Annotated in this window: 16 protein-coding genes and 1 tRNA gene; 1 reads left to right on the top strand and 16 read right to left on the bottom strand. The window is 55.7% G+C overall.

The genetic code is table 11. The annotated features are described in order from the left end of the window. Positions 1-377 precede the first annotated feature (377 nt). The 13 genes from GOW04_RS08485 to GOW04_RS08425 all read right to left on the bottom strand — a co-directional run bounded on the left by GOW04_RS08485 (position 378) and on the right by GOW04_RS08425 (position 17,710). Positions 378-1,433, bottom strand: coding sequence for a glycosyltransferase family 2 protein (locus tag GOW04_RS08485; protein ID WP_254430098.1), 1,056 nt, complete (start codon positions 1,431-1,433; stop codon positions 378-380). A gap of 173 nt (positions 1,434-1,606) precedes the next feature. Beyond that, positions 1,607-2,716 (bottom strand): LysM peptidoglycan-binding domain-containing protein, encoded by a 1,110-nt coding sequence (locus GOW04_RS08480; RefSeq protein ID WP_152460270.1) that lies wholly within the window; start codon positions 2,714-2,716, stop codon positions 1,607-1,609. A 44-nt stretch (positions 2,717-2,760) separates the two neighbouring features. Continuing rightward, positions 2,761-4,023, bottom strand: a complete 1,263-nt coding sequence (locus GOW04_RS08475; protein WP_171232222.1) for a transporter substrate-binding domain-containing protein — start codon at positions 4,021-4,023, stop codon at positions 2,761-2,763. A gap of 21 nt (positions 4,024-4,044) precedes the next feature. Further along, on the bottom strand, positions 4,045-4,827 hold the full coding sequence (locus tag GOW04_RS08470) for a PP2C family serine/threonine-protein phosphatase (RefSeq protein ID WP_171232221.1): 783 nt from the start codon (positions 4,825-4,827) through the stop codon (positions 4,045-4,047). Positions 4,828-4,830: 3 nt separating this feature from the next. Continuing rightward, positions 4,831-5,868: an FHA domain-containing protein gene (locus tag GOW04_RS08465; protein ID WP_171232220.1), complete on the bottom strand. Its 1,038-nt coding sequence runs from the start codon at positions 5,866-5,868 to the stop codon at positions 4,831-4,833. A 201-nt stretch (positions 5,869-6,069) separates the two neighbouring features. Continuing rightward, entirely contained in the window at positions 6,070-8,256 is a 2,187-nt protein-coding gene (locus GOW04_RS08460) for a serine/threonine-protein kinase (RefSeq protein ID WP_171232219.1), read from the bottom strand. Between the two features lie 341 nt (positions 8,257-8,597). Further along, on the bottom strand, positions 8,598-9,884 hold the full coding sequence (locus tag GOW04_RS08455) for a dynamin family protein (protein WP_171232218.1): 1,287 nt from the start codon (positions 9,882-9,884) through the stop codon (positions 8,598-8,600). Beyond that, positions 9,881-11,923, bottom strand: a complete 2,043-nt coding sequence (locus tag GOW04_RS08450) for a dynamin family protein (protein ID WP_171232217.1) — start codon at positions 11,921-11,923, stop codon at positions 9,881-9,883. The genes GOW04_RS08455 and GOW04_RS08450 overlap by 4 nt, the downstream gene beginning before the upstream one ends. 68 nt (positions 11,924-11,991) lie before the next feature. Beyond that, positions 11,992-12,864, bottom strand: coding sequence for a hypothetical protein (locus GOW04_RS08445; RefSeq protein WP_171232216.1), 873 nt, complete (start codon positions 12,862-12,864; stop codon positions 11,992-11,994). Positions 12,865-12,887: 23 nt separating this feature from the next. Next, on the bottom strand, positions 12,888-13,289 hold the full coding sequence (locus GOW04_RS08440; protein WP_152460278.1) for a hypothetical protein: 402 nt from the start codon (positions 13,287-13,289) through the stop codon (positions 12,888-12,890). 52 nt (positions 13,290-13,341) lie between these two features. After that, positions 13,342-15,093 carry a dynamin family protein gene (locus tag GOW04_RS08435; RefSeq protein ID WP_171232215.1) on the bottom strand — a complete coding sequence of 584 codons (1,752 nt, stop codon included), beginning with the start codon at positions 15,091-15,093 and terminating at the stop codon, positions 13,342-13,344. 8 nt (positions 15,094-15,101) lie between these two features. Beyond that, positions 15,102-17,114, bottom strand: a complete 2,013-nt coding sequence (locus GOW04_RS08430; RefSeq protein ID WP_171232214.1) for a dynamin family protein — start codon at positions 17,112-17,114, stop codon at positions 15,102-15,104. Positions 17,115-17,116: 2 nt separating this feature from the next. Next, positions 17,117-17,710: a hypothetical protein gene (locus GOW04_RS08425; protein WP_253284262.1), complete on the bottom strand. Its 594-nt coding sequence runs from the start codon at positions 17,708-17,710 to the stop codon at positions 17,117-17,119. Between the two features lie 661 nt (positions 17,711-18,371). Here GOW04_RS08425 and GOW04_RS08420 point away from each other — a divergent pair. Next, positions 18,372-18,456, top strand: a tRNA-Leu gene (locus GOW04_RS08420). A gap of 107 nt (positions 18,457-18,563) precedes the next feature. Here GOW04_RS08420 and xerC read toward each other — a convergent pair. The 3 genes from xerC to GOW04_RS08405 are packed head-to-tail and all read right to left on the bottom strand — an operon-like array spanning position 18,564 to position 20,124. Continuing rightward, positions 18,564-19,565, bottom strand: coding sequence for a tyrosine recombinase XerC (gene xerC / locus GOW04_RS08415; protein WP_171232213.1), 1,002 nt, complete (start codon positions 19,563-19,565; stop codon positions 18,564-18,566). Next, the gene (locus GOW04_RS08410) at positions 19,559-19,765 is read right to left on the bottom strand and encodes a hypothetical protein (protein ID WP_171232212.1); all 207 of its coding nucleotides are present in this window, start codon (positions 19,763-19,765) and stop codon (positions 19,559-19,561) included. The genes xerC and GOW04_RS08410 overlap by 7 nt, the downstream gene beginning before the upstream one ends. Next, positions 19,762-20,124, bottom strand: a complete 363-nt coding sequence (locus GOW04_RS08405) for a hypothetical protein (protein ID WP_171232211.1) — start codon at positions 20,122-20,124, stop codon at positions 19,762-19,764. The genes GOW04_RS08410 and GOW04_RS08405 overlap by 4 nt, the downstream gene beginning before the upstream one ends. Between the last annotated feature and the right edge of the window lie 81 nt (positions 20,125-20,205).

Below are 20,205 nucleotides of genomic sequence, written 5' to 3'. Positions count from 1 at the left end.
AAACACCTGGGCATCAGTTTGGATTTCAGCGCGTGGCCGTCCGGACGCAGGCGCAAGTTTCGATCGCTTTCCTGAAACTGCGAACAGGGCGGTCAGCAAGGATCGAAAGATCCTGATTTTTGGAAAAAATTTAAGATTTACGGGATTCCCCCAATAGCGCCGGTTTTCAGTCCGCGTTAGGTATTTGGGGACAAAGAATTTCACTGGTGAGGCCTTAGGGCTATATCACTCACTCAGAAAAATGGCCAGCATTTGGGGTGCTGGCCATTTGCGTATCTGGTTCACCAAATCCTTGAACAAACCAGCGTGTTCAGACGCTTACGCGCGAACAGGCCGTTCATTTGCCTAGCATTGAACTGGGGGGGGGGTGGTTCTGATCAGCCAAATCGACGGGTTTGAGCCTCGACAAGCGATGGCTTGATTTGGTCAACGCCTGACGCAGCTACACCTTTGTGCTGCAAATATGACAGACGACGTGCTTCCCTCCGGGCAAGAGCCAGAGATTCCAATATCAAAGCGCAGACGATGGACAGCATTGTCGCAACAAAACCGGATACTGCGACGACGACAGACGGAATTCTATCGACAAGCCCAGTTTCCAAGAATTCCCGGAATACGGATACAAACACAAAGAGCGAAGGCAAAAACATAAACACGGCCAATGACAGGAAAAACGCAATGGGCTTTTCATCCTTGATCAGCAAGCCGATCATTTTGAGAATCCGCCACCCGTCGGAAAATGTCGCTAGCTTGGAGTTCGAATCTGGCAGGCGTGACGAGTATCTTGTTTGAACCTCACCGATTGGCATGCGCATCTGCATAGCATGAACTGTCAGCTCTGTTTCAATCTCGAACCCGTTTGATACTGCGGGGAAGCTTTTGACAAAGCGTCTGCTGAAAACGCGGTAACCCGAAAGCAGGTCGTTGATTTTGCTGTTGAAGAAGAATTTCACAAGCCAACTGAACAACGCGTTGCCAAATTTGTGGCCCCGCCGATAGGCTTCGGTTTCTTCATTCACCCGGGCGCCGTTGACCATATCCAGATTCTGCGAAACGAGCAGGTCGATCAATTCCGGCGCCGCCGCGCTGTCATAGGTCGCATCCCCGTCAGCCATAACGTAGACATCCGCATCAACGTCGGCAAACATTCGACGGACCACGTTGCCTTTGCCCTGGTATGTTTCGGAATAGACTAGGGCGCCTGCCTCAAGCGCGACCTTGACGGAGTCGTCGGTGGAATTGTTGTCATATACGTAAATCGTTGCGTCGGGCAGGGCCGCACGGAATTGCCGAACGGTTTCACCTATGGCAACGGCCTCGTTGTAGCAGGGCAAGATCACTGCAACGTCCAAATCCGATCTGGTCGCGGACGACGGTGAGCTATTCTGAATATTGAAGGCGCCCTGTATCATATGAAAATCACGCTCTTTCATTGGCATCAATTGAATGATGATCGTGCTTGGGGTTAGAAGGTGCTGCGCATTTGAGGCTGTTATGAAGCAGATAAGAGGCCAAAATTTGTCATTCTGAAAAACCTCGTGTTTAACGCTGACAAAAAAGGGGCCGATTGAAGAACCGGCCCCAAAGTTTCAGCTGAACCGAGGGATCAGTTCGACGCTGCCATCAGTTTTTCGTTGTGCTCGCGCAGCGTGTCGGAGACGATCGCATACCATTCCCCGGTTTCGCGCATCTCGTTCAGGCCTTTGTTCAACATCGCCAGGTATTGCTTGCCGAACGGATTGCTGCGGTGGCTGATAAAGCGCAGCGAGGAAAGCGAGGTCACGTACGGGTTCTCAACCAGGTCGTTCTGGTTCAGTCCCATTTCAACCATTGTGTCCGAGAACAGCTGAACTTCAAAGGTTGCAACATCTGCGGTGCCGGTCAGGACCGCGTCAAGGCATTCGCGTGCGGTGATCGGCTGCATCAGCGTAATGGTTTCACCATTGTGCAGACCTTCCTGTTCCAGATCATGGATGAACCAGCCATCCATACGGCAGATGGTGGCGCCCTTCAGTTCTTCAAAGGTTGTCGCATTCGCATACTGGCTTTCCGGAATGGTGTAGAACCCGACGACAATGTCATAGACCGGAACAGATGAATCGAACTGTGTGCAGCGCACCTCGGTTTCCCAGGACCATTCGTAAGTGCGGTTGGTGCAATCTGGCATGTTCCACGCCATAGACACGTCAAAGGCGCCAAGAGGCAGAAGAGTTTCCAGGTGCGAGTTCCAGTCATCCACGAAGCTTACGGAATAGTCGCGCGCGTTGCCGCCGCGCTGCAAAGCCGTGGTGCCCAGACGGGTGATTGCTCCGCCACCGTTCAGCGATTCATCTGCGAAAGGTGCCCAGCCATTGCCGGTCACCAGCTTGATCGGCGGCTGGTAGACGCTCGAACGTTTGACGCTGGCTGCACGTTGTTCTTCAGCTGCGATGATTTCCTGCGCGCTCTGACCATTGGGCAGGCTGCCGTCTTCACAGGGAAGGGCCAGAACCAGACCTGGCTCCAGAGCGTTGGGGTTGGTGATTTCGTTCCGGTTCGCGTTGAAGATCGGCTGATAGTTCGACGTGCCATAAGCTGCGATTGCAATGGTCGCCATGGTGTCGCCGTCTTGGACGGTATAGTTGGTACAAGCTTCCTGCGCCGCAGCGGCGCCCGCACTCAGAGCAGTGATCGCGGTTGCTGAAAGCGCTACCTTCTTTATCTTCTCGTTAAACATGTCCACTTCCTCCAGACTTTAGTTTGTCAGGCCAGATCGGGGCCTTATCCATTTTCCATTTGATGACGCAGGGCGGTTGACACGATGTCGCGCCATTCGCCCGATTGCTGCATGATTGCCAGACCCTGATTCAGCGTCTCAAGGATCGCTTCCCCATCAGGATTATCTTTGTGGGTCATGACGTTAAGCGACTTGATGGCCGCAAGGTTGGGGTTTTCGATAATCCGGTGCTTGTACCCAAGCCGATCTATTGCCTCGGCTGCCAGATGTGCTTCGATGGCAACGATATCTGCGGTGCCTTCCATCAGAGAGTGAAAGCAATCATCCGGTGACGTTGGGCGCAGAAGTTTGATGACCGGTTCGTACAGGCTTACCGCGTCCATGTGAGACAGGGACCAACCTTCCGGCCGGCAAATCGTTGCACCGGCAAAGTCGGCATAGGTCAATGTCTCCTCATAGCCGGAACCTTCCCGGGCGAAGAACGTATCCACAACCTCGTAGAACGGGTTTGAGAAATTGTAGGTCTCGCACCGGTTGCGATCATCTTCCGACAGCGCAACGGCCTCTTCGCAATTGGGGCGCGACCAGGGGAAGGTGGCGTCAAATGCAAGCGTCGGCATCAACAGGTCCAGATGGGATGACCAGTCATTGACGAACTGAATCTTGTAGGCCTGTTCGGGAGCGGCACGAAACATCGCTGTCTCAACCAGATGGGTATAGAGCCCCCGATTGGGCAGAGATTCATCGGTGAACGGAGCGTAGTTCCCACCGGTGATCAACAGCAATTGACGATCCCGAATCTCGGGCCGTTCACCCGTTCCGGCATTCCGGATCAAAGCGGCAGCTTCGGCGCGGGCGGCTTCGATCTCTTCTTTGGCAGCAGCCCGTGCTGCAACGACCGCCTCTTCACTTGCTTTCTTTGCCTCGGCTTCCGCTGCGGCAACACGTGCTTCTGCTTCGGCCACAGCTTTTTCAGCGCGTTCTTCTGCGGCTTTTACCAGCTCAGCCGCCATTTCCGCAGCCAGCCGCTCTGCCTCGGTGTCAGCCAGCACCGGAGCGCGCCCGACATCTTCCAGACAGGGCAGTTCCAGAACGTCGCCGACGCGGATAATATTGGGGTTGGAACCGATAACATCCCGGTTCGCGTCGAAAATGATGCGAAAGTCTTCCGTCGCATACACTTCGATTGCCAATTCCCGTAAGCTATCGCCGCGTTGAATTTCATAACTTGAACACGCCTCTTGCGCAGATGCTGCACCCGTGGCGGCAGCAAGGGCAAGGCTTGATATAAGTAAGTGCTTTTTCATGGGTCCTGTTGCTTTGCCTGTTTAGGTTCTTGTAAGTTTCGCCACTGCGATAGAAAGATTGTCCTGATCCGGGTCACCCTTGGCCTGCACGGCCCTCAGCAATGCTTCGGCAATGTCTTGTGCCAGCCCCTGTTGATGATCCCGCAGAATGGCCTGAATTTCGGCGTCGCTGATATACTGCAAGCCATCACTTCCAAGGATCAGGACATCGGCGGGCGACACGATCAATGGATCTTCCGGGCAGTCCACTTTGGGAATGGCCCCGCCCGTAACTACGGACGTCAATTGATTGCGGTCCATTTCCCGGGCCACCGCTTCGGTGATCTCGCCAGAAGCCACTTTCGACGCAATCACGGGTGCCATCGAGTGGTCTTCGTTGACCTGCGTCAACGCTCCATCTCGAAACAGGTAAAGAGGGCTGTCGCCGATCGAAATCCAGAACACACGCCGCCCCAGAAGAAGGACACCCAACATGGTCGATCCCATGTTGAACCCTTGGCCCCGGGCCTCGGTGTAGTTGGCGATCGCGGCATTGGCTTGCATGGCGGCCAACGGAAGCGCATCTATCGCGGATCCTTCGTTCAGTGTTTCTGCCTCAAGTTCTGCGTCCAGCGCGTCGCGCCATGCGGCCACAATCATTTCTGAAGCTATTTCACCCGCCTCATGGCCACCCATACCGTCCGCAATCACAACATAACCCGCGTCCGACGCGTCAAACATGCGGGCCGCAATCGCGTCTTCCTGCGTTTCCCGCTGACCCTGGTTCAGGATCAGCGCAACATCATATGCCGGAGTTGCCAGCATCAATCAGGAATCCCGCCAATCAAAGCCGTCGTCACAGAAGGCCATGAACCGGATCGAGGTTTCGCTGATGCGGATCAGGTCTCCGCTGGACAGGGCCACGGTACTGAGAACAGGTTTGCCATTTAGACGTACAAGATTGGCCTTGCCGCCATGGCCCAAGTAACACTTCCGGTCTTCGGGGTCATAGGCGATGACTGCATGGTTCGAGCGCGAAATGCCGGTATCGCCAAAATCCAACTGAATGGCCTGGTCATCGTTGCGTCCGATTTGCATCAGGCCTTCGGTGAGCGTAATGCTTGAACCTCGTCCCGGACCGGCTGTTACTACCAGCCAGCCCACCGGGAATGTCTCTTGCGCCGCTTCTGCTTTCGCTACGGGTTCGGAGGATTCGATCAAGTCCTGAACATGCGTATCGGCGCGCTCAAATCCCAGAAATGTCGTCTTGACCCGTGAACGGCGATCCTCGACCGGGGCGGGGGCTGGTGCAACCTGCTCAATCACCGGCTCAGGGGTCTCTTCGACCTGCTTCGTTTCTAGGGCCGGAGCTTCGGCAACCTCAACCTCGCCGACTTCTGGCTCGGTAGGTTCGGACACGACCTCTGCCGTTGCTTCCTCTGGCGAAGTCTCGGCGGGTGTTTCCGCCACATGCAGGGTGACAACCTGCTCGACCTCAACCAGTTCTTCGACATGCTCTTCCACCAGAACGTTTTTCGGAGCGTCGTCCTCTTCCAAGTTGTCTTCTTCCGAACTGTCTTCGGCGAAGATCGACACCTCGGGGTCGGTCACTGCCTCCGGCTCGGCCTCGTCGAACTCGGGCATCTTTTCTTCGGGGATCAGTTCATCCGTTTCCTCATAGGATTCGGATGTCATGTTTCCACCGGCCAATGCGGCGCGCAGTGCGTTGAAATCCGCAATGGGTTCCTGCTTTTCTTCTTCGCTTACGGCGCCGTCTACTGCGGCCGGTTTCTCGGCAACGTCTTCTTCTTTGGATTTGCCGGCACCTTCGAGAAGCCGGCTCAGAGGGCTTTTGTATTTGAACATGGTGTCGACACCTTCAAGTTAGTGACGCAGATAAGCCGCGTCGTAAGCTGCTACTGTTCCCTGCACGTCAGCGCAGAGCCACTCAATGGATACCCATGGGAACTGGTACATTCTGCGGCGGGCCGGTTCCCGCCAGGGTGGCAAACCTTGATACCACCCTCAGCAAACACACACTGGCAGATCACTTTTGAACCGGTCAGATTACTCCTGTGCAAGCTGCATGATTGCGGCCGTCTCGGCCCCATTGCGCAACACTGTCAGATTTGCCTCGGGCTGCTCGCTTGAAACGAGTGCGGCCAGCATCTCATCAAGGCTTTCCGAGCCGTCAAATGTGATGCCGGAATGGCTTTCATTCAGCAGGACATCGTCTTTTTGCAGGCTTCCTGCCGCGTCAGCCGGAACTGCGTTCACCGTGGTTTGCCATCCGCTATTGCCTTCGGCGCTAACGGTAAAGGTGTAACCATTTTCCAAACCAACGGATCGTATGGCGGGAAGGGCCAACAGACCATTTTGCGCCCGGGTCTGACCCAGCGGGCGATAGCGGGCAGCAACCCTTGTGTACCCATCGGCGTCAACCTTCAGGTTATCCAGAACCTGCGCCGCAAAAGGAACATCCTGACGGACTGGGCTGCCATTCAGGGTATAGATGACAGCGCCACGCTGTACCCAATCGCCGATCACGCTCATGTCCTGATTGGCGTCCACCCCCGTAACTGCAATGGTGGCTCCGGTCGAGCCGCGGCGGCGGGATGTCTGGAAGGGGATATCGACATCCCAATGCGCAAACGCCACCTGCTGTTCCGCCGGAACACCGGCGTTGGCAATTGCATCAGTTGCAGGTGTCTCGATCTCAGACACTGCTGTAATATCAGTCGCTTCTTCCGACTGTGCCGGAACTTCGGAACGTTCAGTGTCTGCGGAGGCTGTTTCTGTGGCAGCTGGCTCCGCAGGTACTGGTTGTGCCTGCTCGACAGGCTCTTCCGGCTTGGGTTCGGGTGCGATGGCCACTTCGGGTTCGGGATCGGTGGCCTCTGTGACAGAAGGATCTGTAACGAGCGCCTCTGTCTCGGCGGATTGTATGTCTGCCGCGGGCTGCGCGACCGGTGTTTCTGCCTGGTCTTCCGTCTTGTCGCCGGACATCGCAAAGAAACCACCCGCGGCCAACGCAACTGCAACAACAGCCGCGCCTGCAATCAGCTTGCCGCTGCCGCCGGACCCGCTCTGAACCACTGTATCGACAGCGACCGGGGTTTCCTCTTTCTTAGAGATTTTGGTAAGATCGACATCTTTTTTGTCTTCGTTGCCAAGAACGATGTCCGAGTTTCCGGCCAGCAGGGCCGTAACTACGGCTTCGGCGTTCTCGCTTTCGGCCTTGATCCGGGCCTTTTCTTCCTCTTTATCTTTGCGATCCATTCCGACAATCACGGACACGGGCCGATAGGCGAATGTGTCGAACATGACGCCGGGGCCGCGGAACATGCGCAACCAATCCAATGCAGATTGAAGACGATCCGTGGCGTGAACTTCCATCGCCTTGTCAATCGCCTCAAGGAACCCGTCTGGGTATCCTTCGAAACGACCGGTCAATGGCGTGTAGGGGTCATCCTGCCCGTTGTTGAACGCGTTCAGGCGGCTCTGGCCGTCGATGGGGCGTTCACCGCTGATCGCGTGATAAAGCGTGGCGGCCAGAACATATAGGTCGCTGCTGGGCCCTTGATCCGCGCCCCGCACATAGAATTCGTGCGGAGAGTATCCATCCTTGATGACGCGCAGGGTCAGCAATGCTGCCGATTTGTTCGCCGCTTGCTCGCGTGCGGCGCCAAAATCGATCAGGACGGGGTCTCCGTTCTCATCAATCAGAATGTTGTCTGGCGAAATGTCCCGATGCAACATGCCGCTCTGGTGAATGAAAGAAACCGCGGACAACATTTTTTCGGTGACCTGAACGATGAAATCAGGGCCGCCGTTATTTTCCGGATTTTCCACGTAATCCAGCAGGTCGCACCCACGGATGAGGTCCATTGCGATATATGCGGTGTCATTGTCTTCGAACACCTGATGCACATCTACGATATTGGGATGTACCAGACGCGCATGATTGCGTGCCTCCTGAATAAAGAGGTCAATGATCGAGCGCAGGTCGTCCTTGAAGGAAGGGTCGTTTGGTTCGACCAGATCACCGTTGCGGCGGCACAGCGCTCCGGGGAAGCACTCTTTGATCACGACGTCGCGCTCCAGGCTGTCGCGCGCCAGGTAAGTGATCCCAAATCCGCCGTTGCTGAGATAGCGGAGGATTTCATACTGCCCGCGCAACAGCTTTGCGCCTGGCTGCAATCCTTCAATTTTCGGTTCGTCGTGCGTCGCGCCGACAGCCTGGTTGTGGCTCATTTCAATCCGCCCGTTCTATTCATTTTGCGGCTTAGAAAAACCGGGCCGACAGCCCACGAACTCACAACCAAAAACAACCGCAGGACACTTGAGAACGGTTAGACGTTTCAAATTTGACTTTATTGGGGCCGCCTGATGGCTTCACTATGGATCGTTTTTCGCATGATGGCTTATGTTGTGCCTAGCGGTGCCTATGAGGCAATATATAGACAATGAATATGGGCTGATTGAAAACTTAAACCCGAAATCAAGCGTGTTGGTCCACGAATTCGAAACAATAAAGGGCCGATTCCTCGGCCCTTCGAATCGCTGCAATGCAGCTCAATCTTGACGGGAAAGCGTCAGGTTCCGGTTTTCGGTTGCGCCGCTGCGACCGTGCTTCCAGCCCAGGCAAGGTTGTCGCCCAGCTGCGCCAGAATGCTGATTGCGTCCTTCAATGGTGCGTCCCCGCTTTCGAATTGCAGCAACAAAAGCAAATCTGTCGCCTTTTCAAATTCTGCGGGAATCCAATCAGCTTCGGGGTCGATTTCGCCACCTTGTTCCAGCCGCTCCGCAAAATCTTCGACGATCTCCTGACAGCTGTTCAGAAACGCGGCCGGTTCGATGTCAGAGGTTTCACGTAGATCTTCATAGATGCTTGCTATTGCGGCCAGCCAGTCCTCGAGAATGGGATTGTTCAACGGGGGCAGGGCAGACCCAAGCGATGACTGCATCGATGTGGTGTCATTCGAAACAGGCTCTGGCTCTGCGCCCTTCACCGCCTCAAGATAGGGCAGGATGTCCTGCTGCAAAGCTTTCCGCGCAGCCTCGAGATCGCCGCGGCGCCGGTCGGATGCCGCTTCCAGCACGTGTTCCGCAAGGTTCTGCCCGCCGCAGGTTTCCCAAAGCGCAAAGTCGGGCTCGGGCTCTTGCGCCATGGCACGCACGGCGACCGGCGTACCAATTGGGACAACGGCGCGGAACATTCCTTCTTTTTCTTTGTTCAGGCGCGCAAGGACGCGGTCCAGGGCACCCTGCACCGGTGGCAGATCAGCATGTGTTACGGCCAGCAGGCTGTTGGCCCGAAGTTCCGGGGGCACCTGAGACCACAAGTGGCGCTCGGTCTCGCGCCAGGCATTGGTTCCATTTGTGCACCAGATGGCACAATCGACGAAGTTCAGCAGATCCAAAGTCGGCTTGTAGGTATCATCCAGAGCACCCGAGCCCGGAAGATCAAACAGTGATATTTCCTTGAGGGCCGGAGTATTGATGCCGACCGATATGAAATCGGGCTCCTCCTCGGCCGCTTTTTCCAGCACTATGCCGGAATAGGTCTTTGGTTCCCTGTTCCACCAACCGACAGTCGTTTCGGGCGCATCCGCGTAGGCGACGATCACCAGCGGCAATTTCAGATGCTGCGGGCCAGTTGGCAGAATGTCCGCGCCAGCCAGCATGTTCGCCAGACTTGACTTGCCTGCGCCGAATTCCCCGGCGAAACCGATATTGACCGCGTTTGACAGACGTTCAGCGTGGGACAGAGCCCGCGCACGCATATCCTCCAACGCCTCGTCAGGCGTCAGGTTTTCAGTTGCGGTCAGGAAGCGCTCCAGTTGGCGTACTTCCTTTTCAGTTCCGGGAAATTCAATCATTCCGCAGCCTCTGCTTGTCTTTCATCCGCATCGGGTGTTCCAAAAACCGTCTCCAGCTCAGCTGCAATGCGACGCGCTTTGTCGAATGCACCTTGCGCTTCCGCTTGGGCGTTCAGTTCTCCTGAGTTGGACCGGTGTTCAAGATGACCGGCCAGAAGGGCCATATAGTGGTCCAGAACCGTATTCAGCCGTTCCAACAGATCGTCGCGGGTCGTGTCGATCAGGTCATCCCCGATCAGCTCGAACTCCTGCACGATCAGCCGTTCTGCACGCGCCACAACGCTATTGCGCGAGATCAGACGCGACAGCCAGTTTACACGCAATTCAACGGTAATGCCACGGGTCAGGGCGGTGGTGTCAGGCCGGAACCAACGTACAGCACTGGTGGTCATGCGATTGTCGACCGGTTCTTGCCATCCCGGCAATGCCCGCAAGGCGGCATTGCAATGCATGTCGATCGCGTAAAGCTCGCTGAGCATGCGCTGCCGAACAACTTGCGACGCCCCCTGTACCAGTTCACGCATACGCTCGCGCAATGGCGTAAAATTGAGCTCGGTCTCTCCGCCTTTTGCCAGCAGAGGCGACTGGCCGTCCGGCCCGCGCACAACGATAGCCACCGATTCCGAGACAGTGTCATCCATGACCCCGCGCAGATTCGACAGGACATCATCCATGTCACGCGTGATCTCCTGCGTTTTTTCAGCAATCAGCTTGCGTAGGTCGCCAAGTGTCTTGTCGCTTTCATCGGCGTTTCGAACATCCGAGCCGTCTTCATCTTGCAGCGCCCGCAAACGAACCTGAGAGCGCTCAAGCTCCCCGCGTGCGAAGCTGTCGAGATGTTGCCAGGCCATCCGCAACTGTTCGTTGATCGGTCCGTCCGTCAAAGCCTGAGTGACATGACGACGCAGATCGGGCAGGCCCGACGCGATCATTGCGGCAAAGCGCAGAACCGCTTCGCGGCTGATCGGTCCCGGGCCTTGTTTGATCTCGGCCACACCGTTGAGGTATTGCTGCATCTGTTCCGGGTGAGCGCGCAGCCATGCCAGCACGTGGTCGTGGTTCACTCCGGTTTCATCGCCGGTCAGAGCATAATGCGCCCATTGCGCACTGCCCATGAGGACATCGATGTTCGAGTTGCCGAGCGCCTTTTCCAACCCGTCCAGTACATCCAGACGAACCTTGGCCGCGTCTTCGGCGCCGCCGCCCAATTCGTCCACACGGTTGATGAAGACGACGATCTGCCCAAGTTCCAGCGCTTGCATCAACCGGAACAATTTCAGATCCGCGCGCGACAATGCCTGATGCGCGGACAGAACCACCACAAAGAAATCGGATTCCTTCAGATACTGTCGTGAAATTTCTTCGCGGATCAGCAGGGGATCATTCACGCCGGGCGTGTCGGTGACCGTCAGCGGAAACGGAAAATGGCCCAGGTCAAAATAGACCTCGGCCTTGCGGGTGATGTCGCTGTAAAGCCCGCGATCACTGCCCGGATCCAAAGCCCCGTCTTCGGACGGATCATCCCCGGCACAGACATATCTGGCGAGGTCATCTGACGTCAGTTCGTCCAGATCGTGCTGTTGGCCCAGCAGTTGTTCATAGCTGTCACCCAGACGTCGACGCGCCCGGACCTTCATGGCCTCGACCTGTTCTTCGATCATCTCGCGCTTATAGCTGTCCTCGTCATCGGGAAACATGTTGCGCAGTTCTTCACCTTCGGCGATCAGCGATTGCCATTGGTAATTGTCGAAGAAATGGAATTCGGCACCTTGCGTCCGGCCGGACGGATGGCCGAAATGCATATCGGTGATAACAGTTGTCCAGGGGTTTACATCCGAAGGCAAGTACTCTGCCTGACCGGTGAAGCCGTTGATCAGACGCGATTTTCCAGCCTTGATTTGCCCGACAAACGCAATTGACGGTTTCAGATTGCTAAGATCACCAATGATGCGCGAAATGAACTGGCGCGTTTCATCATTGGTTGCCCCGTTCATTTCTTCTGCTATGCGAATAAGTTCGCGGCGATGTGTTTCACTCATTACTCATTACCCTGGTTACAATAAAAAACAGATTGAAGTAGTCGAAAATTTGAATTCAACGGAGGCAATCATTTTTCGGCCTCCTGCAAAGAGGTCCACAGGTTGACGACCGCCCCCAGTTTGCGGGCTTCGTGGATGGCGACCGCGATCTGACCACCGTCACTCAAAACGGCCAGACCGGCCCCTTTCCCGCCCGATGGCCGCATGACAATCAGTTGCGGGTCTTCACTCTCTTGCTGAGAGTCGCCATCCCAGCCGGCAAGATCAGCCACAAAACGGGCCAGCGTGTCCTGGTCGGGATGCATCGGCTCAGATGGCTTGCAAACGCCTTCCAAAAGAGGTGCGGCTTCGTCCGAACTTTCCACAAAAACACGACCCGAGGCGAAGCGGCTTGACGCTTCAAAAAAACGTTGGGCAAATGTTTCCGCTGCATCGGGTGTTGCCTCGGCGGGCAGAGAGTCATCAACAGGTTTCTCAGCACTCGGGACGACGGAAACAATTGGCTCGGACGGAAGCTCGATGGCGGCGCAGGCTTTCTCGATTTCGCTGAAGGTGATACCTACCTCATCCACTTCAAGCGCTGTGTCCGGTCTGCCCGACGTCAACTCAAGCGGGGCAGGCGAGGCCGAGATCTCCGACACCAATCCAGCCAGCTTCTCGATCAGTTCGGCGCGTGATTCCGTTTCAAAGTCCGGAACCTCACCTGACGGTACCTTGAAGACATCGGTGATCCGGGAGCTGTTCACCTCGATTGCCAGACAATCCCCGTTTGCGGCGGTGAATTCCAACCGGCGCGGCAATACTGTGCCACGGATTGCCCGCAATACCGCAGAACGGCGCGCGGCCGCTGTTTCTCCTGCGATCCTCACGGTCGGAGACAGCCGTGCGACCGAGGTCCGCCTGATATCTTCAAGCAGGTCGAGAATGTCCGTGTCCATCATGCCGTGACCCCCTCTGGTCCCGTTCAAACCGCAGCCGCAACCGGCCCCAGACTGAGATGTGATTTGGTAAGCGCCAGTCCGACATTCGCACTGTTGCGGCAGATATAGCAGACCACATGATCAGGATATTCCTTGGTCCGCAGAAAGATGTTTAGCCTGTCCTTGGAAAAAACGGCGACTTCCCCAAAGCCAGCGCTTTCTTCGTCTGCACTGCCAGCCTGACGCAAGAGCGCTTCAAAGGCTGCAACCCCGCGCCCCTGAAACAGATTGGCCACAGCCACCGCCAAAACATCCAACGAATCCGCGCAGTCGGGATCTGAAACAGAACTGCCCAAAAGCATCCCTGTCTCCATGTCGATATACCCGGCTGCTATACAGTCGGGTATCGTTTCCATGGCGGAGTTCAGTGCGGTTTGAATAGACATCTAATCCATTGTTTTCATTTATGAGTTTCTCACTAGCTCGATTCGGATACCCTTACAACACATGCCATTCAGCGCCGCTATTTTCTTTGGCTTTCGGAATGGATCGAAGTGCCTCTTTGGTTTGCCTTTCGTTGTGTTCAATGGCGATCTGATCAAACTCGGCCAGAAAGGCCTTGAATACATTCTTCAGCCCTTCTGCATCTTGCGGCAGGTCTTCATTTCTCGAAACCTCCTGCCACATATCCGACGCGCTGAGAGGCGATCCGACCGCAACTTCGGGCAGGCCACTCAGCATGGCAACGCTTCTTTCAACTGCGTCAACCTGTTCGGTGGTGGCCGCTTCGATCAAACCGCTGGTTTCGGGTTCCGGCTCATACTCATCCGCAGTGTTGCCGGTTTGCGCGGCCATCAATGCCGTAATCGAGGATACAGAAACTTCTATGCCGCGATCTTCAGCCAAATCGGCCTGCTCGGATTCCTCTTCTTCGCCATCCGGCACGATCTGGGTCTCTTGCATCGAAGTGTTCAGCGAGGCAAGCACATCATCGGAATTGTCAACAGCCGCAAGAGGCGCGGGGCTGATTTCAGCATCATCCAGAGCGCCCGTGTCGTCATCCAATGCGTCCTCCAGATCGGCGTCAACGGACAGCTCGAATTCGTCTTCGTCATCCTCAAGGCCCGCGACATTCGTCAATTCCAGCGGGTCGTTCGAGGTGTCCTTGAAAAAGGAACGCAGATCATCGCTTGTGTCGGGTTCAACGGGCAGCGGAACCGGCTCTGCCGTCATCTCTGCGCGCAGCCGTTCAGCCTCTTCCGCATCGATCCGAACCCGCTCGGCCTCATCCGAGCGCCGCTCGACCCGGGCAGGTCGTACCGGGAAGCTGGTTACAACTGTTTCGCCTACAGCGTTCGATTGCCCGGCGGCCTCCAATGGGTTCACCAACCTCAAGGGTGCGGCTTCGTCTCTGGCTGTCGGCTCGTCTGATGAACGGGCAGGGCGCAAAGGTTTGACTTTGGGTGCGTCGGCCTGGCTCTTGTCGATCTGGTATCGAGCCAGCTGATCGGCACGGTTGTCCATAATCTGTTCTGTGATCTCCAGGAAACTGTCGATCATCTTGCCTCCGCCGCTGCGCGACCACATCTCGGCATCGCCTGTCTTGTCCCGGGCAGTGATTGCGTCGCGGGCCGAGAACAGAATGGACCGATTGAACAGGTGACCAGCTTCGCGGTTAACGCGGCGCAGTACTTTTTGACGGTCTTTGAGGCTCAGGGCATCTGCCCGCGTCACCAAAAGCAAAGAGTTGTGTTGCAACCTCTCGGGTAGGGAAACCCATGTCGCGCGTTCGGTTTCGCGCCAGGCTTGTGTCGCGTGGGTACACCACAAAACGCCGTTTGCCTGACCCACCGCGCGTTGCCACACATCCGTCGAGATCTTGGGGTCCGAAATGCCGGGTGTGTCGATCAGGTCGACAGCCTCCAGAATATCGGCCTCAAGGAAGATGCGGATGAACTGTGCGTCATTGACGCCAACGGTTTCAAGCTGATCCAGCTCGATCAGTTCAGTGCTTCCGTCATGGCGTTTTATATAGGGCGCTTGATTGCCCCAGCTAAACCAGACCGGTGGCAACTGGGTTGCCGTCACCTGCGTCGGCAAGGTCTGCGTTCGCAGCAAAAAGTTCATCAACGTGGATTTACCGGCGCTGAACTCGCCCATCAGGGCGAAAACCGGTTTGCGACGGGACCACTGCTCGATGCGTTCCCATGCCTTCGGAGAAACAAAGCGTGTTTGTGTATCTTTTGCCATTTTTCTACTTATGCCGCTTCGTTGCTTAGATCTTTCAGTATGTCACCCAGAATCTCGTCCTTGGATTTCTGTGGCTGCAAGCCCGCCATCGCCGCCGCAGTCTGACCCGGGTTCTTGTCGGCAGAAGACGAGATGCTCAGCAGGGTTTCCTTCTGCTCGCGCAGGAAATCCGTCAGGATCGCGCGGACGTTTTCCAGAACCGCCGCGATCTGGTTTTCCTCGATATCCTTGGTGATCGAGTTTGCCTCGGACGCGATCAGCCGCGTGTAATCCGCCGCATATGCCTCAAACCCCTTTCGGCGTTGCCACCAACGTCGCCACCAGGTGCTTTGCAAGTCCAGTGCGATCGTCCGGCCGATGCCGAGAGGCGGCGGAACACGGGGAACAATGGGCGCTTCGATGCTGAATTCGCCCAGATGGTTGCCGAGTATCTTATGATAAAGCGCTTCGACGTCCGCAGCAGCGGTTGCGTACAACGCCCCTGCATCCTTTCGCATGGCGCGGGCGAAACTGAAATAGGCAGCCTTTTGCAACGTCCGCAAACCCGCGGGATCGTATTGCCACGTGCCTTGTTCGCCATTTTTTTCAAGATGCGCGATCAGAGAGTCCGTTGCGCGTTTGACGAAATTGTCCTCGGCTGACTTCAGACGCTCCAACACTTTGTCGCGCAGCGCATTTGTCAACTCGGCGGCTTTCTTTTCGTATTCGGCTGACACCGTGTTTATCGCCTCTTCGGGCGACACGCCGTCAAGATCCCGTGCAACGCCTTCGCCTTCGGACAGATTCTTGGCAACCGCAGTCGCGCGGATCTGACTGGCAATGTTACGCGCCCGATGGCGGACGCGGTCCATCAGGCGCGCTCCGGCACCGTCTGCAATGCGCTCATTTATGGCCAGCAGCAGATCGGGCAGACCGGACAGCGCCCAGATTTTGTCGAGCGAGGCCGCCTGATCACCGAAACCGGCGGCCAGGTAGAACGTATTCAAGGCCTGGCGCGACTCTTCTGTCAGAATATCCGGGTTCCCTGTCAACGCCGCTTCGGCCCATAATGCGCTGCCAAAAACGACGCTGGTATTTGTGTCGATATTGTTCTGTTTCAGCGTGTCCTGAATGCGGTCACGGATCTCTGGAACCTGGTTCACAGGATCGGACAGCTCGTCGATCCGGTTGACGAACAGGATGATCTGCCGGTTCTCGAACTGCGCGATAATGCGCATCAGGGCCATGTCCATTGTCGTCAGGGCCTGGCTTGCCGCCAACACCACAACGCAGACTTCGGATCCGCGCAGGCTGCGCAGAGTGATTTGTTCACGCACCATGAACGTATCGTTCACACCCGGCGTGTCGCACAGTTTCAGCGCGATGGGGTATTGCGGAATGTCCATATACAGCTCGGCTGATTTGGTAACATCAGCAAACCGGCCCGTTTTGGGGTCAATATCGGGATCGTCTTCATCGCCCAGGCAAACATAACGCTGAATCAGTTCCTCATCGAAATGATCATACTGATGGCTTTGACCTAGGATCAGGTCGAAATGTTTGCCAAGACGTTCCTCTGACTTGGCCTTCATCTCACCGATCTGGCGGCGGATGTCTTCCATCTCGTCATCAGCGCCGGCGCGATTGGCCAATTCGCCAAGACGACCGCCACCGACCATCAGGTTGTCCCATTCTTCCTGCTCGAAAAACGTGAACTTGGCCTTTGTATCACCGGGTGGGCGCGTGTTGATGTTCAGGGTCGTAACCACCGACGTCCACGGGTTGACGTCTGACGGAAGCAGGCCGGGGTGCCCGGCAAGAATATTGACGATCGAGGATTTTCCGGCCTTGACCTGGCCCACCATCGTGACGCTGGCGGTAAAGTTCTCCATCCGGGTCTTGAGCGTCGCCAGCCGTGCCGAGGAGCGCGCATCAGCCACCTCAGTCAGTTGATCAATCTGAGCCGTCAGTGAAGCCATGGTTGCCGTCATCGGTGCCAGTGCTTCGTTGCCCACAGACAAAAGGTGATCGTTGCGCGCCATACTTAACCTCCGGTTCCCGTTGCAGCAATTTGGGGCGCATGCGCAACACGCCCTGCCGGAACGCTTGTCAGAGTGTCGATCCGCGCGATCAGGTCCAATGCATTGCCCAGTATTTCGGCCTCGGCCCGAGGTGAAATGGTCTCGTACGATTTGGAATCGGCCAGAACTTCGATCGAGCTGAAGCGGTCGCCGTTCTCGAGGCATGCAACGCGGCGCCCGGTCGGGAAACCTTCGGATTTTGCTGCGGGTAACGGCATGCGGGCGTTCGCAAGCAGATAATGTTCACCCGAATGCGTTCGAAGGGAAATGCCAAAGCCTGTGGTCGGGTGGTCGCGATTCAGAGTCTTGAGCTCACCAAGGAAACTCTCACGAGCGAAGAAGACAGCTTCTTGCTCGGCGGCAGCGGAGGGATTCAAATCGGTCACAGCAGAAAGCCTTGTATTGGAGTTGAGCAAAAAAACTCGTACCGGCGCCAAAGTGGCAAAAAGACTCATTAACTCCTGATAAACAACAAGTACCTTCAAGGCGGTGTTATTTTGGCGCGAATAAGATTTTTTAGCGGTTGAATTGTGGCGGCAATGTGGTCGATCTCTCATAAGAATGCCTCAACCGATGCGAGTATTTCGATGCGGCAGATCAGACCGAGAAACGTCCGGCAAGCTTGGATGCAGGCATAATAGGCGCAGCCAAATGAGGCAAAGGCGACGTCTTCACAGGTGCATTCGAGTGATTTGGAGGTCGAAAATCTTTTAGCTTCATACTTCTGAATAAAAACAAATATTTATGTTTTGTTGCTTTACTGAAAACACCGGATCTGGAGGATGGAACCAAATGCCCAGGCAGTTCCAGCAGCACAGTCTGAGGCAGTTTTGCGGGTCAGACTGCATCAACTCTGGCCCGTTGTGCCTTGATTCTCCACTAAGTCTGGCGGCACAAGTTCCGACTTGAAGTGTTGGCGTCTATTCAACGTTAGCGCGTTTTTTGACGACTTGATTGTACCAGGCGTCAACATGTGAACCAAAAGCCGTAAAGCAGCTTCATATAGGTACTCTCAAACCAGTTGAAGGTGGGAGTCAGATGCCTCTGGTTTCGCAGCCGTTGCGTTGCTTGCGGTATCAACCAGGCCGAAAACAGGTTGCAGTTTTCAACCAGGCAGCCCGGCAAGTCACAAACTTTGTATTCCTCGAATTTTCCCTCTCGCACTCCGATGCAAGCTTTGTTATTGACCGCTTCATTCCAGCGCAAACGCGCTTGGTTGCGGGTGTGGCGAAATTGGTAGACGCACCAGATTTAGGTTCTGGCGCCGCAAGGCGTGGGGGTTCAAGTCCCTCCACCCGCACCATACTGATTTTAAAAGGAAATATCAAGGTATCGCTTTCTGATGTGCCGTGCATGATTTCTCGGTTTCCCACTTTGTTTCCCAGATTCACGTTCTGGCCTTGTTCTGTTCTAGGACTTCTTCCGACGATCCTGAGCCCGCTTCGATAGCTGCTTTTGGTTCGCCTGATTCCGATACTTTCTGACCATTTCTAGCGTCTTGTGTCCGGTGACGGCCTGAATCTCGCTGTCACTACACCCAGCCTCTGCCAACGCCACAGCGGCGTTATATCTCCACCCGTGGATGACATAACCTAACGCACCCACCTGTTCTCTTACGTCCATAACTCGCTGCTGAATGGTTCTCTTGGCCACGCCTTGCGTCAGGTTCTTCGCCATCATGAACTTACCCTTGCGGGGCAGTTGTTCCAGATAGGCCCGCAGAAAGTCAGGGCAGGCCACCCAGAGTCGTTGATCGGTTTTGTCTTGCACTACAGCGATATAATCGCCGTCATAGTGCCCCCATTCCATGCGGATCACATCACCGACCCGTTGGCCTGTTCCAGTGCAAAGCATGAATGCGGTCAATTCCCATTCCAAACTATGCTTGCGGCAGTATGCTTCGAAGGCTCTTAGCTTGCCTTCGGGCCACGGCTCATACTCCCCACCCGTCAGCTTCTTCACGCCGCTGGCGGGGTTGGACGTGATCCATTCAAGGTCGATTGCATGGCGGGAAAGTATGGATAGCATTTCCACCATGGAATTGGCCTTGCGCCATGTGTCGGCGTATTTGTCACGTGCGGCGATTACGCCCTTTCGGCGCAGCTTTGTAAAATCAGCCTTACCGTTCTTCTCACGGATCAATTCAAGTGTTCGGCGGTACTCCTTCTGCGTACCGGGCTTTTTGGTTCGGAACTCCGGTGTCTGATAATAACTCTGGATCAAGGCGTCGAATGTTGTCTTTGTCGCCTTCTTGTGGTTGCCGGATCTGATAGCCCAATACTCGGTGTCGAACTCTTGGCTGTCTGGATCGTTTGGCAGTCTTTGGTAAGTCTCGCCGCGCCGAAAATAGTAGTACGTCCGCCCTCTGACGGTCTTGGTTGTCACATATTTTCGGGTCAGTTTCTTTACCATGTGATTTCTTCATCATCCATTTTCGTGCCGTTTAGAATGGCGTCCAGCTCTGCAACGCTCCACCGTTCAACGCCGGGGGCGATTGGCTTTGGCCTCGGCAGAGACCCTGATTCAACCAAGTTCTGGAACCTCTCCAAGCTCATATCCATCAACTTAGCTGCGTTTTTCTCGCCCACAGCTATTGGCGTAAGGCGTGTCATCCTTTGCCCTCCAGTGCTGCGCGGGCTTTGGTTAGCGCACCAAACCTTATTCCGCATGAGGTTCCCGGCTTCATTAGTCCCGGATAATCCTTGTCAAAAACGCTCGCCGCCTCTGCAAACGGCCCCAAAGCCCCCTCCAACTCCGCAATACGTGCCTGGGCGGCTTCTAGGGCGTCATCTGAAGCGTGGTAGTATTTCACCGAAGCGCCATACCCATCAGACTCTGGCATGGCTGTAAACGCGTCGGCCAAGCGATCTGCGTATAGTTTGGCATCTTCGGCGGTATCGAAAGCGAACGCCTCCAAGCTGACAATCCAATAGTCATCTTCTCGCTCTGGCGCTGTGGTCTCATTGGTCATGGGGTGGGGTCCTCTTTTGGGGTAGCAATGGCGAGCGCATCACGGACCTTCTCAACTCCGACCTCCTCGATAAGGACGCTC

The organism is Ruegeria sp. HKCCA4812, assembly GCF_013034245.1.
Taxonomy (GTDB): Bacteria; Pseudomonadota; Alphaproteobacteria; order Rhodobacterales; family Rhodobacteraceae; genus Ruegeria.
Note: the sequence above shows the minus strand (reverse complement) of the source record. Positions and strands in the feature narration are given on the sequence as shown.

Bases quoted from the DNA above. Each gene is read 5' to 3' on its own strand.
- GOW04_RS08465 (WP_171232220.1), bottom strand. From the start codon at position 5,868: ATGTTCAAATACAAAAGCCCTCTGAGCCGGCTTCTCGAAGGTGCCGGC.
- GOW04_RS08475 (WP_171232222.1), bottom strand. From the start codon at position 4,023: ATGAAAAAGCACTTACTTATATCAAGCCTTGCCCTTGCTGCCGCCACG.
- GOW04_RS08480 (WP_152460270.1), bottom strand. From the start codon at position 2,716: ATGTTTAACGAGAAGATAAAGAAGGTAGCGCTTTCAGCAACCGCGATC.
- GOW04_RS08460 (WP_171232219.1), bottom strand. From the start codon at position 8,256: ATGAGCCACAACCAGGCTGTCGGCGCGACGCACGACGAACCGAAAATT.
- GOW04_RS08405 (WP_171232211.1), bottom strand. From the start codon at position 20,124: ATGACCAATGAGACCACAGCGCCAGAGCGAGAAGATGACTATTGGATT.
- GOW04_RS08485 (WP_254430098.1), bottom strand. From the start codon at position 1,433: ATGAAAGAGCGTGATTTTCATATGATACAGGGCGCCTTCAATATTCAG.
- GOW04_RS08455 (WP_171232218.1), bottom strand. From the start codon at position 9,884: ATGATTGAATTTCCCGGAACTGAAAAGGAAGTACGCCAACTGGAGCGC.
- GOW04_RS08425 (WP_253284262.1), bottom strand. From the start codon at position 17,710: ATGAGAGATCGACCACATTGCCGCCACAATTCAACCGCTAAAAAATCT.
- GOW04_RS08450 (WP_171232217.1), bottom strand. From the start codon at position 11,923: ATGAGTGAAACACATCGCCGCGAACTTATTCGCATAGCAGAAGAAATG.
- GOW04_RS08440 (WP_152460278.1), bottom strand. From the start codon at position 13,289: ATGTCTATTCAAACCGCACTGAACTCCGCCATGGAAACGATACCCGAC.
- GOW04_RS08470 (WP_171232221.1), bottom strand. From the start codon at position 4,827: ATGCTGGCAACTCCGGCATATGATGTTGCGCTGATCCTGAACCAGGGT.
- GOW04_RS08435 (WP_171232215.1), bottom strand. From the start codon at position 15,093: ATGGCAAAAGATACACAAACACGCTTTGTTTCTCCGAAGGCATGGGAA.
- xerC (WP_171232213.1), bottom strand. From the start codon at position 19,565: ATGGTAAAGAAACTGACCCGAAAATATGTGACAACCAAGACCGTCAGA.
- GOW04_RS08430 (WP_171232214.1), bottom strand. From the start codon at position 17,114: ATGGCGCGCAACGATCACCTTTTGTCTGTGGGCAACGAAGCACTGGCA.
- GOW04_RS08445 (WP_171232216.1), bottom strand. From the start codon at position 12,864: ATGATGGACACGGACATTCTCGACCTGCTTGAAGATATCAGGCGGACC.
- GOW04_RS08410 (WP_171232212.1), bottom strand. From the start codon at position 19,765: ATGACACGCCTTACGCCAATAGCTGTGGGCGAGAAAAACGCAGCTAAG.